This window comes from Dactylosporangium sp. CA-233914 (assembly GCF_050942935.1).
Taxonomy (GTDB): domain Bacteria; phylum Actinomycetota; class Actinomycetes; order Mycobacteriales; family Micromonosporaceae; genus Dactylosporangium.
This window is the reverse complement of record NZ_CP192030.1, coordinates 6561405-6581524: the sequence shown is the minus strand read 5'-3', so window position 1 is coordinate 6581524 and position 20120 is coordinate 6561405. Positions and strand designations below refer to the sequence as shown.

Here is a 20120-nt window from a genome sequence, read left to right as displayed (position 1 = left end):
TCGTGCGCGGGAGCGGATAGGAATCGCGGCGGCGGCGAGCGACCGCCAGGAGGGAGGAGCCGGTCATGTTTGCGGTCCGCGCACCACGCATTGGAGCAGCACAGCATGCACGTCACCTTCCGCCCGCTGGCCGGGCCTGAGGAACTCCCACTCTTCCTGGAACTCTCCTACGACCTCGACGGCGAGGTCGCGGGCGACCTGGCCGCCGGGCGCCGCCGCCCCGAATGGCTGTGGATCGCCCAGCACGACGGGCGCGTCGTCGCCCGGGCCGCCTGGTGGGCCCGGGCCGGGGCGGCGCGGCCCTTCCTGATGGACTTCTTCGACCTCGAAGACGGCCACGCCGACACCGGCGAGGCGCTCGTGCGGGCCGCGCTCGCCCAGCTGGCACCCGCCGGGGACACCCCGCCGGAGTACATCCGCTTCATCGCGCCGGACTGGCGCAGCGACGCACATGAGGTACAGCTGCGAATTGATGTTCTTGCCCGCCTCGGCGCGCGGCCGCTGGTCGAACGCCGGCGCCTGCAGTGGCGGCCCGCGACCGCGGTGCCGGCCGACGACGGGCGCCTGCGCTTCCGGGCCTTCCGCGACGCCGAGGAGGCCGTGGCGCTGATGACCCGCGCCCTCGACGGGACGCTCGACGCGCACAGCCGCGCCGACCTGGAGCGGATGACGCCGCGGCAGGTCGCCGAGGAGCACTTCCACGGCGAGCTGCAGCGATACCCGAGTCCCCGGCGGTGGTGGCGGGTCGCGACGCGGCCGGACGGGGAGCCTGTCGGGTTCGTGTTCCCGGCGCGCAACGACTACGGGCCGATCATCGCCTACATCGGGGTGCTGCCCGAGCATCGCGGCCACGGACACGTCGACGCCGTGCTCGCCGAGGGGACCCGCGTGCTGCGGGCGGACGGCGCGCCGCGGATCCGGGCGACCACCGACGTCGGCAACGTGCCGATGGCGCGGGCGTTCGCGCGGCTCGGGTACGACAACTACCAGAACGAGATCAACATGGTCTGGTAGCCGGCCGGTGCCCACGTCCGGGGCATGGTTTGAGGTGCCCCGGGCGCGGGTACAGGGCTGGGCCGATGAAGGCCGTACAGTCGTTCAGCGTGGCCGGTCCCCGCGGAATCGTCGTGGTGGGCGCGTCCGCCGGTGGGGTCGAGGCGCTGCGGGCGTTCGTGGGCGGGCTCCCGGCCCGGCTGCCCGGGGCGGTCTGCGTCGTGCTGCACGTGCCCCGGACCAGCACCAGCGTGCTGCCACAGATCCTGAGCCGGTCCGGGCCGCTGCCGGCCGCGCACGCCACCGACGGGGCGGTGTTCGAGGCGGGCCGGGTGTACGTCGCGCCGCCGAACTCGCACCTGCTCGTCCGCGACGGGCGGATGCGGCTGTCGCACGGCCCGATCGAGAACGGCCACCGGCCCGCCGCCGATCCGCTGTTCCGCTCGGCCGCCCGGTGGTGGGGGGCCGCGGCGCTCGGGGTGGTGCTGTCCGGCAACCGCGACGACGGGGCGGACGGCCTGGCCGAGATCGACCGGCAGGGCGGGGCCGCGCTGGTGCAGGATGACGGGGACGCGCTGTACCCGTCGATGCCGCGCCACGCGGCCGCGCTGGTGCCGACCGCCCGGGCGATGCCGGCCGCGATGATGGGCGCGGCGCTCGCCGAGCTGCTGGACGGGCTGCGCGGGCCGGTGCCCTGGGAACCGGTGGAGGGGGCCGCGGTCGAGGCGGAGGACGCGATGGCGGCGCTGGCGGATCTCACCGCCGAGCAGGTCGGCGGGGTGCCGGCCGGGTTCGGGTGCCCGTCGTGCCACGGGGCGTTGTTCGAGATGCCCGGTCCGGCGGTGCGGTTCCGGTGCCGGGTCGGGCACGCCTGGTCCACCTCCGGGCTGCTCGACGAGCTCGGCGGGGCCCTGGAGGGGGCGCTGTGGATGGCGCTGCGCAGCCTGGAGGAGAAGGCGGCGCTGAGCCGGCGGATGGCCGAGTCGGCCGCCTTCCGCCACATGGCGCCGGCCGCGGAGCGCTATGCGGAGCTGGCCGGGGACGCCGAGGCCGCCGGGGAGACCATCCGGCGGCTCATCGAGCGCCTCGGCGAACTGCGGAGCGGGGCGCCGGAGGAGCCCGTGGCATGACGACGGAAGAGCTGATCTTCACCGCGGAGCCGGACTTCCCGGTTTCGACCCTGCGCGTGGCCGGGCGGCTGACCTTCACCAGCGTCGCCGACCTGCGCCAGGCGGCCGGCAAGGCACTCACGGACCACCCGGAGGTGCTGCTGCTGGACGTGGCGGGGCTCAGCGTCGTCGATGACATCACGCTCACGTCGCTGCCGATGCTGGCCCGCCAGGGGGTCGCAACCGAGACCGACGTGATGGTCGTCGGGCCCGACGCGGTCCTGCTGGAGCAGCTGGAGCGGCTCGGCATCGCGCGGCAGGTGCCGGTGCACGCCGACGCCGGGGCGGCGCTGGCCGCGCACGCCCGGTTGCCCGGGCCGCGGCGCCTGGAGGCGTTCCTGGCGCCGGAGCCGGACGCGACGAGCGCGGCGCGCGGCCTCGTCGACCGGGCCTGCGCGCAGTGGCACGTCGCTCACGTGGCCGACGCGGCGGCGCTGATCGTCACCGAGCTGGTCGCCAACGCCGTCGAGCACGCCGGGACGCCGCTGCTGGTCAGCGTCGCCCTGCGCAGCCGGCACCTGCACCTGGGCGTGCGCGACGACAGCCCGCTGCCACTGATCCGGGCCGTCGAGGACCGCGACGGCGAGCCGGGGCGCGGCCTGCTGATCGTCGAGGGCATGGCCACGGCCTGGGGCTGCGTGCATACCGCCGGTGGAAAGGTGGTGTGGGCAACGCTGCGCCTGGGGCGCGAGGGGTAGCGTGACGCGGTGACCGACTCCGATCCCGACTTCGAGGCGCTGCTGGTGTACCTCAAGGAGGCCCGCGGCTTCGACTTCACCGGCTACAAGCGCTCCAGCCTGATGCGCCGCGTCGACCGGCGTATGTCGCAGGTGCCGGTCGCCGACTACCCGGAGTACCTCGACTACCTGCAGGTCCACCCGGACGAGTTCACCGCCCTGTTCAACACGATCCTGATCAATGTGACCGGGTTCTTCCGCGACCCGGACGCGTGGTCGGCGCTGAGCGAGGAGGTCCTGCCGCGGCTGCTCGAGGGGCAGGACGGGCCGCTGCGGGTGTGGAGCGCGGGCTGCTCGTCGGGCGAGGAGGCGTACACCCTCGCGATCGTGCTCGCCGAGGCGATGGGCGCGGAGCCCTTCCGCGACCGGGTGAAGATCTACGCGACGGACGTGGACGAGGAGAGCCTGGCCCACGCGCGGCAGGCCACGTACAGCGAGCGCGACCTGCAGCACCTGGCGCCCGAACTGGTGGAGCGCTACTTCGAGGCCTACGGCCAGCGGTACACCTTCCGCAAGGACCTGCGCCGCTCGGTCATCTTCGGCCGCAACGACCTGGTGCAGGACGCCCCGATCAGCCGGATCGACCTGCTGGTGTGCCGCAACGCGCTGATGTACTTCAACGCCGAGACCCAGAACCGCATCTTGTCGCGGTTCCACTTCGCGCTCGCCCCGGGCGGGGTGCTGTTCCTGGGCAAGGCCGAGATGCTGCTCAGCCACGCGAGCCTGTTCACCCCGCTGGACCTCAAGCGGCGCATGTTCGCCAAGGTGGCCCGCCCGGTCCTGGGCGGTGGCAGCTTCCTGTCCGACCCGCTCCCGCCTCCGGCCCGCACCGAGCTGTTCGGCCTGGACCGGCTGCGCAACGAGGCGTTCCTGGCCAGCCCTGTGGCGCAGGTCGTGGTGACCGCGGACGGGCTGGTGGCGCTGACGAACCGGCAGGCGGAGATGCTCTTCGGCGTGTCGCCGCGGGACATCGGCCGGCCCTTCCGCGACCTGGACCTGTCCTACCGGCCGGCGGAGCTGCGCGGCTGCATCGAGCAGGCCCAGGTCGAACGGCGGGTCACCCGCATCGACGACGTGGAGCTGACCGCCGCCGGGGACGACAAGCAGTTCCTCAACATCGCGATCCATCCGCTCATCGACAGCAACGCCGGGCTGCTCGGCGTCCTGGTCATCTTCCAGGACATGACCGCGTCGCGGCGCCTGCAGGACGAGCTGGAGGTGACGAACCGGCAGCTGGAGACCGCCTACGAGGAGCTGCAGTCGACGAACGAGGAGCTGGAGACGACCAATGAGGAGCTGCAGTCCACGGTCGAGGAGCTGGAGACGACCAACGAGGAGCTGCAGTCCACCAACGAGGAGCTGGAGACGATGAACGAGGAGCTGCAGTCGACCAACGACGAGCTCCAGTCGATCAACGACGAGTTGCGGGAGCGCACCGCCGAGCTCAACGACGCCAACGCCTTCATGGAGGCGATTCTCACCAGTATGCAGGCGAGTGTGGTCGTACTCGACCGTGAGCTGCACATTCTCGTGTGGAACCGGCGGGCCGAGGATCTGTGGGGCCTGCGCGCGGACGAGGCCGTCGGCCAGCACCTGCTCAATCTCGACATCGGCCTGTCCACCGCGCAACTGCGCCCCGCGATCCGCGAGGTGCTCGCCGGCCGCTCCGAGCGGGAGTCGTCCGAGCGGGCGGCGGTGAACCGGCGCGGCCGCACGATCGACCTGCGCGTGGTGTGCACGCCGCTGACCAGCGAGACCGCCGGGATCATCGGGGCGATTCTGGTCATGGAGACGTCGAAGTCCTCCGCTCAGGCTGCACCGCCCGCCGCACCGGAATAGCGTGGGCCGGAGGGGGCGGACATGGACTTGACGATCCTGGAGTCACACCGGCCGGACGCGACGCTGCTGGAGCTCGGCGGTGTTCTCGACTACGCGTCGGCGCCCTACCTGCGGCAGGTGGTGTTCACGCAGTTCGACGCGCGGACGCCGGACGTCGTGCTGGACGTCTCCCGGCTGCGGCTCATCGACGCCGCGGCGATCAAGATCCTGCTGTACCTCCAGCGCCGCGGCGATCAGCTCGACGTCGAAGTACATCTGTGCGGGGCCGGCGGGGTGACGCTCGCGACGCTGGAGATCGCCGGCGTGGCCAAGCTGCTCGGGGCGTACGACCGGCTGCGCTGGCCGAAGGCCGGACGGGACCGCCACCCCGTCGACCTCGGCGAGGTCCATCTCGGCCAGGGCCAGTGGCCGGCCGGGGTCACGGAGCGGCTGCTGCGCCTCGGCGAGATGGACCCGGATGGCCCGGACCGCGCCCGGGTCCGCGAGCAGATCATCGAGCAGTGCCTGCCGGCCGCGCAGCGCCTGGCCCGCCGCTACGGCGGAGGCGGCGAGACGCCCGCGGACCTCGCCCAGGTCGCCGCTCTGGGCCTGGTCAAGGCCGTCGACGGGTTCGACGCCGGCCACGGCGTGGAGTTCGGCACCTACGCCTCGCCGACGATCACCGGGGAGCTCAAGCGCCACTTCCGCGACCGGGGCTCCGCCATCCGCCTGCCCCGCCGGCTGCAGGAGCTGCGGCTGGCGGTCAACCACGCCCGGGACACCCTGGAGCAGGACCTGGGCCGCTCCCCCACCGTCGCCGACCTTGCCGCCGAGGCCGGTGTCACCGAGGACGAGGTCGTCGAGGTGATCGGGGCGGCGCGGGCGTACCGCCCCCTGTCCCTCGACGTCCCGGCCGCCGGCATGCAGGACCTCACCATGCTCGACACGCTCGGCGATGAGGCGCCCGAGTTCAGTCTGGTCGAGTATCGCGAGTCCCTGCGCTGCCTGATCGCCCGCCTGCCCGAGCGCGAGCAGCGCATCCTGTCCCTGCGCTTCTACGGCAACCTGTCGCAGCTGGAGATCGCCCACCAGGTCGGGCTGTCCCAGATGCACGTCTCCCGGCTGCTCAGCCACGCCCTGGACTTCCTGCGCCGCCATCTGCAGGACTGACCGGGCGCAGGTGCACCACCTTGGTCGCCGTCATCTCCTCCAGCAGCGCCGGGCCGTGGCCGAAGCCCTCCCCGCTGTCCCGCCGCGGGTGGGCGGCGCCGCCGGGCGCCCCGCCGAACACGGCGTTGATCTTCACCGTGCCGACCTCCAGGGTGCGCCAGGCCCGCTGGGCGTGGTCCAGGTCGCCGGTGAGCACCGTGGCGGCCAGGCCGTAGGCTGAGCGCGCGGCGCGCCGCAGCGCCTCGTCGAACGAGCCGACGGTCACGACCGGTGCGACCGGCCCGAACGTCTCGTTCTCCACGACGCGCATCTCGTCCGTGCAGCGCGAAAGCACCGTCGGCGGATACCAGGCGCCCGGCCCGTCGCGGACCGCACCACCGGTGAGCAGGGTCGCGCCGGCGTCGAGCGCGGCGACGACCTCCCCGTGCACGGCCGTGCGGTGCCGCACGTCGACCAGCGGCCCGATCTCGAACCCGTCCGCCTCCTTGACCAGGGTCGCGAGGAAGTCCTCGGCGACGGCCTCGTGCACGTAGATCCGCTCGACCGAGACGCAGAGCTGGCCCGCGTTCGCGAACGCGCCGAGGGCGGCCTGCCCCGCGGCCCACACCGGGTCGACGCCGGCGTCGACGACGAGCGGGTCGCTGCCGCCGTTCTCCAGCAGCGCCTTGGCGCCGGTGCGGGCGGCCGCCGCCGCGATCCAGCGCCCGGCGGCGCTCGAGCCGACGTGCGCGACCACATCGACGGGCGCCTCCGCGAGGGCCGCGCCGGTCGGTGCGGCGCCCGCGAGCATCGACAGCACGCCCGGCGGGAAGCCGGGGGCGAGCAGGCGGGTAAGGCGCCAGCCGGTCGCCGGGGCGCGCTCGCTGGGCTTGTACACCACCGCGTTGCCGGTCACCAGCGCGGCGCCGAGCAGCCCGCAGGAGACCGCGACCGGGTCGTTCCAGGGTGTGATGGCGGCGACGACCCCGCGGGGCTCGCGGACCATGAAGTCCAGCGCGCCCGGGTCGCCGGCGAGAGTTCGGCCGCCGTACAGGGCGCCGAGCTCGGCGTACTGCCGCAGCGTCCCGACGCCCGCGGCGATCGACGCCTCGGCGTCCGCGACCGGCTTGCCCGTCTCCGAAGACAGCGTGCGGGCCAGCGCGCCGGCCGAGCGCTCCACGGCGACCGCCGCTGCCCGCAGCGCGTCCGCGCGCTGTGCCGGGGCGGTCCGCGCCCAGCCGGCCGCCGCGTCGCGGGCCGCCGCCACGGCCGCCGCGACCTCGTCCGGCGTCGCGGCGGGCGCGGTGCTGACCGGGGTCCCGTCGTGCGGGTCGATCACGGTGGCGAGGTCCCCGCCGGCGGTCCACTCCCCGGCGATGAGGTGTTCGACGACATGCATGGAGCACCGCTTCCCCGCACGGGCCGGGCCAACCAAAACGGTTCTCCCGGAGCACCGTTTTGATTGGTACCGCCCGGTGGAGAGCCGGCGAGCACGACATCCAGCTGCCGCCGAAGCACGCGGAGCAGTACGCCGCCCTGTTCGGCAACGCCGAGCTCGCCGTCGTCCCCGGCGCCGGTCACTTTCCGTGGCTCGGCGATCCCGGGTGGTTCGCCGGGCGGCTCGCCCGCTGGTGATGCCGCAACTGGGTGATCCGGGGCGGTGTCGCCGCGGCGGTTCTGGCAAACTGCCCGAATGCAACGACCGGCGATGGGCTGGACCGTCGGACCTCTGCCATCCTCCGTGTACTGGCGCCGCCGCGCCCTCGTGGTGATCGCGGCCGCCCTCGTGGTGCTGCTCGCCTGGCTCGCCCTGCGCGGCGGTGGTGGTGGCAAGCCGTCCGCGGTCGCGAGCGAGCCGGCGAAGGCGGGCAACGGCGTGACCGGCACCGCGGCGCCGACCGGCACCGCGACCGCGGGCAGCACCCCGACCCCCGGCAGCGACGCGTCGTCCCCGCAGATCGTCCCGGCCAGCCCGGACGCGAGCTCGGCCCCGGCCGCGGACCGCAGCCCGCCCCCGGCGAGCGTCCCCCCGTGCGCCGACGACCAGATCGCCGTCACCGTCACGGCGAGCCCGAGCCCGGGCGTCGTCGGCGGCACGTTCACCTTCTACATCAACATTTCCAGCCGTGCCACCGACTGGTGCTCCCGCGATCTCGGCCCGGGCGCGCAGGAGGTGCAGATCATGCACGACGGCGCGCTGCTGTTCTCCTCCGACGACTGCGACACCGGCACGTCGGCCGACGTGCGCGCGTTCGCGGCGGGCGACGCGGTGCGGTACCGCTTCCAGTGGAGCAGCTTCCGCGCCACCCCGCACACCTGCGCGAAGGCCGCGGCCCCCGCCCCGCCCGGCACCTATCAGGTCGTGGCGCGTATCGGCACGAAGGTCAGCGCCCCGACCGACTTCACCATCACTCGTTGACCGGCTCCCGCCTGACACAACGCGCGCCCGAACACCGTGATTCGGGCCGTCTTGTTAGAGTGGGTGGCGACGCCGCAGGAGCGGCGGTCCCGGACGAGGGTGTGTCGTACCCGGCCTGCCAAGACGACCGCACGAAGGTGGTGCTGTCGCCATGGCTTGGCTGGTGCTCGTCGTATCGGGCCTCTTCGAGTCGGTGTGGGCCGTCGCCCTGAGCCGTTCGGCCAACTTCACCCGCTTGGTTCCGACCACGGTCTTCGTCGTGGGGCTCGTCATCAGCATGGCCGGCCTGGGCTACGCGCTGCGCTCGATCCCGGTCGGCACCGGCTACGCGGTCTGGGTCGGCATCGGCGCCGCCGGCACGGCCCTGGCCGGCATGCTCTTCCTCGGCGAACCCGCGGGCTGGCTGCGCCTGCTGTCGCTGCTCCTGGTCGTGGCCGGCGTCATCGGCCTGAAGCTCTTCCACTGACCGGCCGGCGGCTCCCGCAAGCGCAAGGCGCTGCCCGCCGGCGTCAAGGAGCCGCGACCGGCCCGCTGAGCAGGCGGGCGACGGCGTCGGGCGGTAGCGGGCGGGCGAAGTGGTAGCCCTGCGCGGTGCGGTACCCGAGCGCGGCCAGCCGGTCGGCCTGGGCCTGCTCCTCGACGCCCTCGGCGACGATGTCCAGGCCGACGACGCGGGCCAGGGCCAGTACGGCCGCGGGCATGCTGCCGCGGCGGCCGGACTCGCCGCGCTGGAGGAAGGAGCGGTCCAGCTTCAGCTCGTCGACCGGCAGGTCCCGCAGCAGGGTCAGCGAGGACTGGCCGGTGCCGAAGTCGTCGAGGGCGACCCGCACGCCGAGGCGGCGCAGCTCCTCCAGGCGCGCCACGGCCGGGCCGAGGGAGACCGCCGCCGTCTCGGTGATCTCGACGGTGAGGCGGGACGGGGGCACGCCGAAGTCGGCCAGGGCGGCGGCGACCTGGTCGGTGAAGCCGGTCGCGGCGAGCTGGCGGGCCGAGACGTTGACGTGCACGGCGCCGGGGGCGAGCGGGCCCAGCTCGGCGGTCCACGCGGCCAGCTGGCGGCAGGCCTCGCGCAGGACCCACTCGCCGAGCGGGACGATGAGGCCGGTGCGCTCGGCGACCGGGATGAACTCGGCCGGCGGCACGGTGCCGCGGGCCGGGTGGTTCCAGCGCACCAGGGCCTCGACCCCGCTCAGGCGGCCGTCGTCGAGGGTGACGATCGGCTGGTACTCCAGGAACAGCTCGCCGCCGGCGATCGCCTGCCGCAGCTGCGCGCCCAGCGCCGCCGAGCCCGCGACGGCGCCGGTCATGCCCGGCTCGTAGCAGCGGTACGCGCCGCCGCCGCCGTGCTTGGCCGCGTACATCGCGATGTCGGCCAGCCGCAGCAGCTCCCCCGGCTCGTCTCCGGCCGATCCGGTGGCGAGGCCGATGCTGGCGCGGACGAGCAGCTCGTGGCCGTCGGCGTCGACCGGCTCGGCGAGCGCCGCGACCATGCGCTGGGCGGCGCGCCCGGCCTCGGCGCTGTCGGCGTCCTCCAGCAGTACGACAAACTCGTCCCCACCCAGGCGCGCCACCAGGTCGCCGGGGCGGACGCTCCCGGCCAGCCGCGTGGAGACGGCGACCAGCAGCGCGTCGCCGGAGCCGTGGCCGAGCGTGTCGTTGACGATCTTGAAGTCGTCGAGGTCGACGAGGGCGGCGCTGACCGGGCGCCCGCCCGGGGCCGCGAGCGCGGCGGCGAGGCGCTGGTTGAACAGGGCGCGGTTCGGCAGGCCGGTGAGGGCGTCGTGGGTGGCGTTGTGGTCCAGCCGCTGCACGAGGCGGGCGTTCTCGCTGAACGCGATGACCTGCCGCCACACGACGAGCGCGGTGAGCACGACCGCGGCGACGGCGATCACCGCGAGGTCGTCCTCGCCACGGCCGATGGAGGCCAGCAGCAGCGCGTCGATACCGGCGACGGCGAGGTACGGCAGGACGCTGAACGGCCGCCGGCTCGCATCCCGCACGGCCTCGGGCTCGGTGAGGGTGCGGTACTGCCGGGCCGCGCCCGCCGATGCGAGGATCATGACGACCGGCACGGTGACCTGGGGCAGGCTCAGGTGCGGCTGGTCGAGGATGAACCGCTGCAGCAGCCCGCTCGCCGCGCCCATGAGCATGCCCAGGCCGAAGAGGCGCAGCGCGCCGCGGGCGACGAACGCGTGCCCGGACAGGGCGACCTTCGCGATCGCGAAGACAGCCACCAGCTCCAGCACGAGCGTGAAGCCGGCGATGGCCAGGACGCCCGCGCGGTTCCCGCTCACCTCCAGCTGCGGCCGCATCTGGTAGTGCCACATGAACACCGCGGCGGGGATGAGCACCGTGCCGGCGTCCAGCCCGATGCGCAGCCGCTCGCCGCACCCGGTCGTGGCCATCGGCAGCCGCCACAGGCCCCACAGCAGGGTGAGCACGGCCGCGCCGTACACGGCGACGGTGACCGGGCCGAGCTGCTGGCTCGGCACCGGCCCGCCGATCGCGTCGAAGGCGTTGAGGACGGTGCCGACGCCGGCCAGCGCCGCGCAGATCGCCAGATGCCGCCAGAACCGGCGGGTCGGGCCGGCGAAACCGCCGGTGCGGGCGATGCGGACCGACGCGAGCGCGGGCAGCACCACGGAGACCGGCGTCGCCAGCCACATGAGCACCAGCGGCCCCCGCGGCCCGCCCAGGTTCACGAGGAACGCGGCGACGGCGTACACGGCCAGCACCACGGAGCCGAGCACGGCGCGGTCCACCTTCTTGCCCGCCATGAAATCACCGTCCCAGTCAGAGCGACGTCGTCCCATCGGCGGACAACCGGGGGCCGATGAGCGCGGAACGGTCGCACGGCGGTCGTGGGACAGTTGCCCGGCCGGCACTGCGTATCGTCTGTCTCACCCGCCCCTGCCAAAGGAAGAGGTCGACCGAACGTGCGCATCACCGACGCCCGGGTCATCGTCACCTGCCCCGGCCGCAACTTCGTCACGCTGAAGATCACCACCGACGAGGGGCTGACCGGCGTCGGCGACGCCACCCTCAACGGCCGGGAGCTCGCCGTCGCCGCCTACCTCACCGAGCACGTCGTCCCGGCGCTCATCGGCCGGGACCCCGCGCGGATCGAGGACACGTGGCAGTACCTCTACAAGGGCGCCTACTGGCGGCGCGGCCCGGTCACGATGACCGCGATCGCCGCCGTGGACACCGCCCTGTGGGACATCAAGGGCAAGGTCGCCGGCCTGCCCGTCTACCAGCTGCTCGGCGGGCGCAGCCGGGAGGGCGTGACAGTGTACGGCCACGCCAACGCCGAGGACGTCGAGGGCGTGCTCAGCGAGGTGGCCCGCTACGTCGGTCTCGGTTACCGGGCGGTCCGGGTGCAGACCGGCGTGCCGGGCCTGTCGAGCACCTACGGCGTGAGCAAGGACAAGCTCTTCTACGAGCCCGCCGACGCCGCGATCCCCTCCGCGGCGGTCTGGTCCACGGAGGCGTACCTCGAGCACGTCCCGAGCGTCTTCGCGCGGGTCCGCGCCGAGTTCGGCCCGGGCCTGAAGCTGCTGCACGACGTCCACCACCGCCTGACCCCGATCGAGGCGGCGCGGCTGGGCAAGAGCCTGGAGCCGTACGCGCTGACCTGGATGGAGGACCCGGTCCCGGCCGAGCTGCAGGAGGGCTTCCGCCTCATCCGGCAGCACACCACCACCCCGATCGCCGTCGGCGAGGTGTTCAACACCGTCTGGGACTGCGAGCGGCTGGTCCGGGAACAGCTCATCGACTACATCCGCGCCACCGTCGTGCACGCCGGCGGCATCACGCACCTGCGCCGCATCTTCGACCTGGCGGCCCTGCACCACGTGCGCACCGGCAGCCACGGCGCCACCGACCTGTCCCCGGTGTGCATGGCCGCGGCCCTGCACCTGGACCTCGCCGTGCCGAACTTCGGCCTGCAGGAGTACATGCGCCACACCGAGGAGACCGACGCCGTGTTCCCGCACGGCTACCGCTTCGAGGACGGCTACCTGCACCCGTCGGAGGAGCCCGGCCTCGGCGTCGACATCGACGAGGAGCTCGCCGCCCAGTACCCCTACAAGCCCGCGTCACTGCCCGTCAACCGGCTCCAGGACGGCACCATGCACTCCTGGTGACACACGGGGGCGACGGCGACCGATGGACCTCGCCCCGGCGGCCGGTTGTCCTACACCGTGCTGCGGTGCAGGACGCCCTCCTCGGCGAAGGGGGCCAGGGTCGGCTCGGTGACGGGTACGTCGCCGAGGGCCTGGTCGATCTGGGTCAGGGCGTCGGGGCTCAGGTCCACGCCCGAGGCCTGGGCGTTGGCGTGCACCTGTTCCGGGCGGGAGGCGCCGGTGATGGCCGAGGCGACCTCGGTGCGGCGCAGGACCCAGGCCAGGGCCAGCGTCGCCAGGCTGAGGTCCAGGTCGTCGGCGATCGGCACGAGGCGCTGGACCGCCTCCAGGTTGGCGTCGTTGAGCACCAGGTCCTTGGAGACGTTCATGGCGTCGCTGGCGAAGCGGGAATCGTCCGGGATCGGGGCGCCGGGCTTGTACTTGCCCGTCAGGACGCCCTGGGCCAGCGGGGACCAGACGATCTGGGAGATGCCGTTGGCCTCCGACAGCGGGAACACCTCGGCCTGCGGGGCCTGCCACAGCATCGAGTATTGCGGCTGCGACGACACGAACACCTCCGGGCCGGCGAGGTCGAGCGCCGCCTGGATCTGCTGCGGCGTCCACTCGCTGAAGCCCAGGTATCGGGCCTTGCCCTGCCGTACGACATCCTGCAGCGCCTCCAGGGTCTCCTCGATCGGCACCGTGGTGTCGAATCGGTGGGCCTGGTAGAGGTCGACGTGGTCCGTGCGCAGGCGGCGCAGCGAGGCGTCGATCTGCTTGGCGATCTGCGCGGCGGACAGGCCGCGGTCGGTGTCCGACATCTCGCCCCAGACCTTCGTGGCCAGCACGTAGGAGTCGCGGGGGTGCTTGGACAGGATCTCGCCCCAGGCCTCCTCGGCGGCGCCGCGGCCGTAGACGTTGGCGGTGTCGAAGAAGTTGATGCCGGCGTCGAACGCGGCCTCGGTGCAGGCGCGCGTCCGGTCGGCCTCGACGCCGCCGGCGTAGGTCAGCCACGAGCCGAGCGAGATCTCGGAGACCTTCAGGTCAGAGCTGCCGAGCTTGCGGTAGCGCATGATCAGTCCTTTCCGAAGGTGAGCATCGCCTCGTGCACCTGATCGGCGCTCAGGGGCGGCTCCGGCAGCGGGTGCGCCGCGCCGGCCCGCAGGCCGTCGAGGTGGATGGCGAGCGCGCGGCGCCAGGTCTGCGGGGCGACCGCCGCGGTGGCGCGCACGATCGCCGAGGTCGACCAGAACAGGTACGCCAGATCCTGCACCGTCACGTCGGCGCGCAGCACGCCCGCGCGCTGGGCCCGCTCGATGAGGCCGCGGGCGTTGTCCATCTGCGCGTCGCAGATGGCGGTGAGCGCCTCGGCGTCGGCGAAGCGCCGGCTGACGGCGTCGTTGAGCGCCGGGTCGTCCGCCTGCAACTGGCACACGAGGGTGACGTACAGCGTGAGCGCCTCCCACGGATCGTCGAGCGCCTCCGCGCGCTGCAGGGCCGCGCGGACGCGCGCCTCGACGAGACCGGGCATGACAGCGTCGATGAGCGCGTCGCGGCCCCGGAACCGGTTGTAGAGCGTCCCCGGGCTCACCCCGGCCCGCTGCGCGATCTCCTCCAGCGGCACCCCCAGGCCGCGCTGGCGGAAGGCCTCGGCGGCCGCGGCGAGCAACCGTTCCAGGTTGCGCTGCGCGTCGCGGCGCAGCCGAACGTGCTCCGTCACGGCCCCAAGCCTACGTCGGGACAACGTAACGGATGCCTCACGTTATCTCTGAGCTGAGCGAGCTACCGGTCCAGCAGCCCGATCAGGTCGGCGGCGTTGCGCTGGGCATAGTCCCGATAACAGTTGTTCATCAGTACGTGGGTCGCCTCGGCCGTCGCGGCCAGGGACTGGATGCGGGGGGCCCAGTCGGCGAGTTCGCGTTCGGAGTACAGGTATCCGAACTTCTCGTGGATGTCCTTGCTCTCCCAGCGCTCGCTGTGCCCGTGGAAGCGTACCGCCGCCAGGTCCGACGTCGCCTCGACGACCGGCGGGACCGAGGTGCGGTGGCCCTGCGGCATGTCCACGACGACGTAGGGCAGGTCGTGCGTGCGCAGGAACTCCAGCGTCTCGGCGCGGTTGTCGCCCTCGAACCAGGACTTGTGCCGGAACTCGATCGCGACGCGCAGCGGCTTGCAGCGGGCCGCGACCTCCAGCAGCAGCTGCTTGTTGGAGCGGCGGATCGTGAACCACGGCGGGAACTGGAACAGCACCAGGCCGAGCTTCCCGGCCTCGACGAGCGGGTCCAGCGCGGCGAGGAAGCGGGTCCACACGTCCTCGTACGCCTGCGCCGGCAGATCCTTCGGGTAGACATTGGCCTTGCCGCCCTCGGGGCGCAGGTCCTTCGGCAGCGCCGACACCTTCGTCGGGTGCCCGGTCAGCAGGCTGAACGCCTTGACGTTGAACGTGAACCCGCCGGGCGTCCGGCCCGCCCACAGCCGCGTGGTCTGCTCGTTCGGCGGCGCGTAGTACGTCGAGTCGACCTCGACCAGCGGAAACTGCTTCGCGTAGTACCCGAGCCGCGCCTGCGGCGTGTCGGCGTCCGCCGGGTACCAGCCGGACTCCAGCAGCGTCTTGTCGGTCCACGACGCGGTGCCGACCTTCACCTGGCCCATGCCCGTCTGCATTTCCGTCCCCGGCGCCCTCAAACGTCCACCGGGCCTGGTCGTGATCCACTGACGTTGACGCGGCCTGGCATACTGTCGGTGATGAATCAGCCGCCGCCGCATCAGTACGTGCCGCTGCCCCCGGTGAACACGTACGCGATCCTCGCCGCCGTCTTCGCGTTCGTCGTCTTTCCGCCGCTGGGCATCTACTTCGGCCGCAAGGCCAAGGAACAGATCGCCCAGAGCGGCGAGCGCGGCATCGAGCTGGCCAACGTCGGTATCATCGCCGGCTGGATCATCAGCGTGTTCTACGGGCTGTTCCTCATCGTCTGGTGCGGCTTCGTCGGCACCATGATCTGGGGCGGCCTGCACAGCGCCCCGTAGCCGCCGGGTCGCCCATTCGCAGAACGAGACAAGATCTGAACCCGGCGTCAGGTCCGGCGGACCGGCGCCCCGGCCCGCAGGGCGCGCGGGATCTCGGCCACCTCGTCGACGCGGGCCAACAGGCGGGTAAGGGCGTCGGCGGGGGCGTCGGAGTCCAGCTCGACCGAGTACGTGATGCCGGTCGACGCCCAGGTCGTGGTGTCGAAGCCGCCCGCCGCGGTCACCCGCACGCCGGTGACCGGGATGCCGAGCTCGTTCGCCTCCCGGTAGACGTCGTTGAGCACGCACCCGGCCGCGGCGAGGTGCAGCAGGTGGGCGCCGGTGAAGTCGGCCTGCACCGTCACGCCCTCGGGGGTCCAGCGGTGCGGGAAGCCGACGGTCTGGCCCTGCTCCGAGCGCAGCGAACCCGCCCCGGCGACGACGGCGAACTGTTCCATCGGGTCACGCTAACGCATGTTTGCCGGCGCGGCGGGCCGGGCAGCCTGTGGCCATGACGACCATCAGCGCCGACGACATCCGCGCCCTCGCGCAGTGCACCGACGCCGATCCCGCCCTGGCGGTGGCCGGGCCGGACGTGCGGCTGGTTCCGCAGGCCGCCGCAGCCGACGGGCACATCGTCTACACCAAGGCGGACCTCGTGCGGGAATACGGCGAGGAGATCACCGACGTGCAGGCCGAGGTCCTCGCGGCGGGGCTCACGTCCCAGCTGTCCTGAAGCGCGGACCGCGCCCGCCGCGCCCCGGCGCGGGCGAGTTCGGCGGACCGGCCCAGGTGGCGGGTCGGGTCGAGCAGGGCGGTGCGGTCGGCCTCACGGCGGCCTTGAAGCCCGACGTCAGCGGGACCGCGTGTGGCCGTAGGTGCGCCCGGCCATCGGCATCGCGGCGCCGCACTCGGCGAGTTCGCCGGTCTGGGTGATGTTCCGGGTGGTGCACCCGGCCGCCGGGATCGTCGCCGACCCGGGTCAGCTCGGTGATGAGCGGCATCAGCGGCGAGCGCGGCGCGGCCTCCACGTCCAGCCGCCGCCGCCAATGACCTGCCGTGGTGAATCAGCTCGCGGATGCCGGGCTCGGGCACCCGGCTGATGCCCGGCGGCCCGGCCGTCAAACGTCGGTGAGGACCGTGAGCACGCCGGTGATCTCCAGGACGCGGTAGACCATGCCGGTGGGGTTGGTGACCCGCAGCGAGACACCCCCGACCCGGCCGGTGCGATACGCGTGCAGCAGCGTCGCGATCCCGGTCGAGTCCAGCAGCGTGAGCCGTTCGAGGTCGACGACGATCGCGTGGACGCCGGTCACGGCGAGTGCGTCGTCGAGGGCCCGCTCCAGGGCGGGCTGGGTGCCGAGGTCCACGAGGCCGCGCAGGCGGAGGGTCACCCGCACACGATCCAGGGCATCGTGGCCGATCTCGCGGTCCACGACCAGATCGCTGCCCATCGTCCTCCGCCCCACCACCCTGTGCCGGACGCGGAACAATATACCGAAGGTTATTTGGCTCGCGACAACGGTGTCAGATGCGGTCGAGCTCCGCGATCACGTCGGCGGGCAGGTGCAGCCCGGCCCCGGCGACGTTCTCGCGCAGGTGGGCGAGCGCCGAGGTGCCGGGGATGAGCAGGATGTTCGGCGAGCGCTGCAGCAGCCAGGCCAGCGCGACGGACAGCGGGGTGCTCTGCAGGTGCTCGGCGACCCCGGCGAGGGTCTCGGACTGCAGCGGCGAGAAGCCGCCGAGCGGGAAGTACGGCACGTAGGCGATACCCTGCGCGGCGGTCAGCTCGACCAGGGCGTCGTCCTCGCGGCGGGCGATGTTGTACAGGTTCTGCACGCACACCACCGGGGCGATCGCCTGCGCCTCGGCGAGCTGCTCGGCGTTGACCGTGCTGAGCCCCAAGTGCCGGATCAGGCCCTGCTCGCGCAGCTCGGCGAGGGCCCCGAACTGCTCGGCGATCGAGCCGGGCTCGGGCGCGTCAAAGCCGCCGGCGCGCAGGTTCACCACGTCGAGGGTGTTCAGGCCGAGGTTGCGCAGGTTGTCGTGGACCGCGGAGACGAGCTCGGCGGGGGTACGGGCGTGTGGCCAGCCGCCCTGCTCGTCGCGGCGGGCGCCGACCTTGGTGACGATGTGCAGGTCGTCCGGGTACGGCGCCAGGGCCTCGCGGATGATTTCGTTGGTGACGTGCGGGCCGTAGAAGTCTGCGGTGTCGATGTGTGTGATGCCGAGCTCGACGACCTCACGCAGCACGGCGACGGCGGCCGCTCGGTCCCTGGGCGGGCCGAAGACGCCGGGGCCGGCCAGCTGCATGGCGCCGTAGCCGAATCGGGTCAGGTCGAGCTCGCCGGTGCGGTACACGCCGCCGGGAAGGTCGTTCTTCGTCATGTCTCCACCATGCCCCGGGCGTCCGCCGCCAGGCAGCCCCTTGCCCATCCTGGGAGTGGCGGGACCAGGATGCGGCCCGCGCCCCGCCGTAGACGAACGCGCTCGGGAAGTATCTGCGGGCGCTCGTCCGCCCCGCCGACGCGGGCCTGCACCGCGAGGAGGTGGTACTACCTGCGGCTGGGTGCTATGGCTGGTAGCCGCCGATCGCGAAGGCCGGGTCGACAACGACGCGCATGCGTTTGTGCTTCATGGTCGTGCACCTTAAGGTCTCCGCGTGACCGTCAAAGTCGGGATCGGCCTGCCCCAGCTTCGCGAGTTCGACCCCCGCACCAGCGTCGTGCGGGCGGCGCGGGCGGCCGAGGAGATCGGGTACGACAGCGTCTGGGTTTTCGAGCGGTTCCTGGTCCCCAAGGACCAGAGCGGCGAGCACGGGCTCTACCAGCAGCCGGACGTGCCGTGGCCGGAGCGCTACGCCGGCGTCCTGGACCCGCTCGTCGCGCTGACCCTGGCCGCGGCGGTCACCGAGCGGGTCGAGCTCGGCACCTGCGTGCTCGTCGCGCCGCTGCACGTGCCCGCCCGGCTGGCCCGCACCCTGGCCAGCCTCGACGCGGCCAGCGGGGGGCGCCTGATCGCCGGCCTCGGCGCGGGCTGGAGCGTCGACGAGTTCGCCGCGGCGGCCCCGCGCCCGCTGCGGGAGCGCGGCGCGGCCCTGGACGAGTTCCTGGACGTGGCGGCGGCTCTGTGGGCGCCGGACCCGGTGTCGTTCGGCAACGAACGGTGGACGGTCGCGCCGGCGAAGGTCGGCCCGAAGCCGGTGCGCCACGTCCCCGTCTACCTGGGCGGCTTCTCGGACGCGGCGCTGCGCCGCATCGCCCGCCGCGGCGACGGGTGGCTCCCGACCGGCCTGCCGGCCCCGGCGGTGGCGGCCCGGCTGGCCCAGCTGCGCGAGTTGGCCGCCGAGTACGGCCGTGACCCGTCCGAGATCTCGTGCACGTACCAGGTCGGCCTGGCGGGCGAGCCGGACATCCCGGCGGTCGTGGAGCAGGTCGCGGCCCTGGAGCAGGCCGGCGTCGACCACGTCTTCCTGACGATCGCCAACCTGTCCCGCGACATCGACGCCTACCTCGACCTGGCCGAGCGGTTCCACGCCGCCCTGCGCCCATAGGTCAGCGGCGGCGACTCGGCGTCGCTGCCCAGGACGGGAGCCATGTCGTCTCGGGGAGCGGGGGCAGGCTCGCGAAGTGGTTGATGATCGCCCGTAGTCCTGGGTGCGGACTCGTTGCGGGCAGGATGAGCGAGATCGGGTAGGCGAGCGTCGGGTTCACGATCGGAATGCGGCGCAAATCGTAGTTCGCCGGCCAGATGTAGCGGTCGCGCGCGCCGACGAGCGTGGCCACGTCCCCGGAGTCCGCGAGGATGTCGAGGAGCACCTCGTTGCCGAAGTTCGGGCCGGCGGCGTCGACGCGAAGATCGAACTCGGTGGTGAGCTGATCGTAGAACTCGGCCCATTCGCTTCGCGGCGCGATGCCCGGCACCCAGATCCGGTGCCCGCGCAACTGGGGTGGCGTCAGCGCTCGCGCGGAGGCGAGTGGGTGCCGGGGGCCGGCGAGGAGTTCCAGCGGGGAGTCGAACGCCCGGATCATCCGCAGGTCGGACGGCAGGGCGGCGGGGTCGGTGATCGTGCGGAACGTGGCGTCGACGTCGCCGGCTTGGAGTGCGGCGACCGCCAGGCGCGGGTCGTTGACCCTGAGGGTCACCACGTCGAGGTCGATTTCGGGATGCGAGCGCCAATAGTCGTGCAGGATCACGGCCTGCGCGGATCGCAGGCCGAGAACGTCGATCCGCAGCGCCCGCGAACCCGGCCTGATCGCGGCGACGGCGCGATCGACACCCGCGACGATGTCCCGGGCGTGCGAAAGGAACGCCTGGCCGTCCAGCGTCAGCTCGACCCCTCGGGCGGTGCGGGTGAACAGGCGGACGCCGAGCTCGCGCTCAAGGGCGGCGACCCGCTTCGAGATGGCCTGCTGCGTCACGCCGAGCTCGTCCGCCGCCTGCTGCAACTGTCCGAGTTCGGCCGCGCGGACGAACGATCGCACCGCCTCGGTATCCACTGATCCAGCCTACTTTGGCCCCAACCGATCGTTGTGGCACGCCGGGATTCCGTGCTGGGCAACTCGGCGTGCCCGGCAACATCGGCATATGGAGAATCTTGACCATGCTCATGTTATCGCTAACAATGAGGCACACCCCTGCACCAACACCTTGACACCCCCTGGTAGGGAAGCAGTCCCACCCGAGAATCTGAGCAATTCGATGT

21 protein-coding genes and 1 riboswitch are annotated in these 20120 nt (G+C 72.9%); of the genes, 12 read left to right on the top strand and 9 right to left on the bottom strand.

Annotated features, from left to right (window positions below):
* The first annotated feature begins 105 nt into the window (after positions 1-105).
* The 5 genes from ACQPY0_RS29445 (at position 106) to ACQPY0_RS29425 (ending at position 5887) form a co-directional block, all read left to right on the top strand.
* The gene (locus ACQPY0_RS29445) at positions 106-1014 is read left to right on the top strand and encodes a GNAT family N-acetyltransferase (RefSeq protein WP_432967324.1); all 909 of its coding nucleotides are present in this window, start codon (positions 106-108) and stop codon (positions 1012-1014) included.
* 89 nt (positions 1015-1103) lie between these two features.
* Positions 1104-2123, top strand: a complete 1020-nt coding sequence (locus ACQPY0_RS29440; protein ID WP_432967321.1) for a chemotaxis protein CheB — start codon at positions 1104-1106, stop codon at positions 2121-2123.
* Positions 2120-2860, top strand: a complete 741-nt coding sequence (locus tag ACQPY0_RS29435) for an ATP-binding protein (RefSeq protein WP_432967318.1) — start codon at positions 2120-2122, stop codon at positions 2858-2860. The genes ACQPY0_RS29440 and ACQPY0_RS29435 overlap by 4 nt, the downstream gene beginning before the upstream one ends.
* Positions 2861-2869: 9 nt before the next feature.
* Positions 2870-4738 (top strand): CheR family methyltransferase, encoded by a 1869-nt coding sequence (locus ACQPY0_RS29430; RefSeq protein WP_432967315.1) that lies wholly within the window; start codon positions 2870-2872, stop codon positions 4736-4738.
* A gap of 21 nt (positions 4739-4759) precedes the next feature.
* Positions 4760-5887: a SigB/SigF/SigG family RNA polymerase sigma factor gene (locus ACQPY0_RS29425; RefSeq protein WP_432967312.1), complete on the top strand. Its 1128-nt coding sequence runs from the start codon at positions 4760-4762 to the stop codon at positions 5885-5887.
* Here the strand turns inward: ACQPY0_RS29425 and ACQPY0_RS29420 are convergent.
* Positions 5844-7265, bottom strand: coding sequence for an aldehyde dehydrogenase family protein (locus ACQPY0_RS29420; RefSeq protein WP_432967309.1), 1422 nt, complete (start codon positions 7263-7265; stop codon positions 5844-5846). The two genes, ACQPY0_RS29425 and ACQPY0_RS29420, sit on opposite strands and share 44 nt — an antisense overlap.
* Before the next feature lie 59 nt (positions 7266-7324).
* On the opposite strand from ACQPY0_RS29420, the gene ACQPY0_RS29415 reads away from it, so the two are divergent.
* From ACQPY0_RS29415 to ACQPY0_RS29405, 3 genes are all read left to right on the top strand, one after another.
* A complete protein-coding gene (locus ACQPY0_RS29415) occupies positions 7325-7501 on the top strand; it encodes an alpha/beta fold hydrolase (RefSeq protein WP_432967306.1) in 177 nt (58 codons plus the stop codon).
* A gap of 58 nt (positions 7502-7559) precedes the next feature.
* Complete coding sequence (locus tag ACQPY0_RS29410; protein ID WP_432967303.1) at positions 7560-8285, top strand: hypothetical protein; 726 nt, start codon at positions 7560-7562, stop codon at positions 8283-8285.
* Positions 8286-8350: 65 nt separating this feature from the next.
* Positions 8351-8418, top strand: a riboswitch (guanidine-III (ykkC-III) riboswitch).
* Between the two features lie 18 nt (positions 8419-8436).
* Complete coding sequence (locus tag ACQPY0_RS29405) at positions 8437-8751, top strand: DMT family transporter (protein ID WP_432967300.1); 315 nt, start codon at positions 8437-8439, stop codon at positions 8749-8751.
* Positions 8752-8794: 43 nt separating this feature from the next.
* Here the strand turns inward: ACQPY0_RS29405 and ACQPY0_RS29400 are convergent, their stop codons facing one another.
* On the bottom strand, positions 8795-11062 hold the full coding sequence (locus tag ACQPY0_RS29400; RefSeq protein ID WP_432967297.1) for a putative bifunctional diguanylate cyclase/phosphodiesterase: 2268 nt from the start codon (positions 11060-11062) through the stop codon (positions 8795-8797).
* 159 nt (positions 11063-11221) lie between these two features.
* On the opposite strand from ACQPY0_RS29400, the gene manD reads away from it, so the two are divergent.
* On the top strand, positions 11222-12430 hold the full coding sequence (gene manD / locus ACQPY0_RS29395) for a D-mannonate dehydratase ManD (protein WP_432967294.1): 1209 nt from the start codon (positions 11222-11224) through the stop codon (positions 12428-12430).
* Between the two features lie 50 nt (positions 12431-12480).
* Here manD and ACQPY0_RS29390 read toward each other — a convergent pair whose 3' ends face one another.
* From ACQPY0_RS29390 to ACQPY0_RS29380, 3 genes are all read right to left on the bottom strand, one after another.
* On the bottom strand, positions 12481-13482 hold the full coding sequence (locus ACQPY0_RS29390; RefSeq protein ID WP_432967291.1) for an aldo/keto reductase family protein: 1002 nt from the start codon (positions 13480-13482) through the stop codon (positions 12481-12483).
* A 2-nt stretch (positions 13483-13484) separates the two neighbouring features.
* A complete protein-coding gene (locus ACQPY0_RS29385) occupies positions 13485-14129 on the bottom strand; it encodes a TetR/AcrR family transcriptional regulator (protein ID WP_432967288.1) in 645 nt (214 codons plus the stop codon).
* Between the two features lie 62 nt (positions 14130-14191).
* The gene (locus ACQPY0_RS29380) at positions 14192-15061 is read right to left on the bottom strand and encodes a DUF72 domain-containing protein (RefSeq protein ID WP_432967285.1); all 870 of its coding nucleotides are present in this window, start codon (positions 15059-15061) and stop codon (positions 14192-14194) included.
* A 93-nt stretch (positions 15062-15154) separates the two neighbouring features.
* Here ACQPY0_RS29380 and ACQPY0_RS29375 point away from each other — a divergent pair, with 93 nt between their 5' ends.
* Positions 15155-15436, top strand: a complete 282-nt coding sequence (locus ACQPY0_RS29375; protein ID WP_432967282.1) for a DUF4190 domain-containing protein — start codon at positions 15155-15157, stop codon at positions 15434-15436.
* A 47-nt stretch (positions 15437-15483) separates the two neighbouring features.
* Here ACQPY0_RS29375 and ACQPY0_RS29370 read toward each other — a convergent pair whose 3' ends face one another.
* On the bottom strand, positions 15484-15873 hold the full coding sequence (locus tag ACQPY0_RS29370; protein WP_432967279.1) for an OsmC family protein: 390 nt from the start codon (positions 15871-15873) through the stop codon (positions 15484-15486).
* Between the two features lie 53 nt (positions 15874-15926).
* Between ACQPY0_RS29370 and ACQPY0_RS29365 the strand changes: the two genes are divergently transcribed.
* Positions 15927-16151: a hypothetical protein gene (locus ACQPY0_RS29365; protein ID WP_432967276.1), complete on the top strand. Its 225-nt coding sequence runs from the start codon at positions 15927-15929 to the stop codon at positions 16149-16151.
* Positions 16152-16536: 385 nt separating this feature from the next.
* Here ACQPY0_RS29365 and ACQPY0_RS29360 read toward each other — a convergent pair whose 3' ends face one another.
* Both ACQPY0_RS29360 and ACQPY0_RS29355 read right to left on the bottom strand, forming a co-directional pair.
* Complete coding sequence (locus ACQPY0_RS29360) at positions 16537-16869, bottom strand: STAS domain-containing protein (protein ID WP_432967273.1); 333 nt, start codon at positions 16867-16869, stop codon at positions 16537-16539.
* Positions 16870-16942: 73 nt separating this feature from the next.
* Entirely contained in the window at positions 16943-17803 is an 861-nt protein-coding gene (locus ACQPY0_RS29355) for an oxidoreductase (RefSeq protein ID WP_432967270.1), read from the bottom strand.
* A 274-nt stretch (positions 17804-18077) separates the two neighbouring features.
* On the opposite strand from ACQPY0_RS29355, the gene ACQPY0_RS29350 reads away from it, so the two are divergent.
* Positions 18078-18968 (top strand): TIGR03619 family F420-dependent LLM class oxidoreductase, encoded by an 891-nt coding sequence (locus tag ACQPY0_RS29350; protein WP_432967268.1) that lies wholly within the window; start codon positions 18078-18080, stop codon positions 18966-18968.
* A 1-nt stretch (position 18969) separates the two neighbouring features.
* Here the strand turns inward: ACQPY0_RS29350 and ACQPY0_RS29345 are convergent, their stop codons facing one another.
* On the bottom strand, positions 18970-19914 hold the full coding sequence (locus ACQPY0_RS29345) for a LysR family transcriptional regulator (protein ID WP_432967265.1): 945 nt from the start codon (positions 19912-19914) through the stop codon (positions 18970-18972).
* Positions 19915-20120 lie beyond the last annotated feature (206 nt).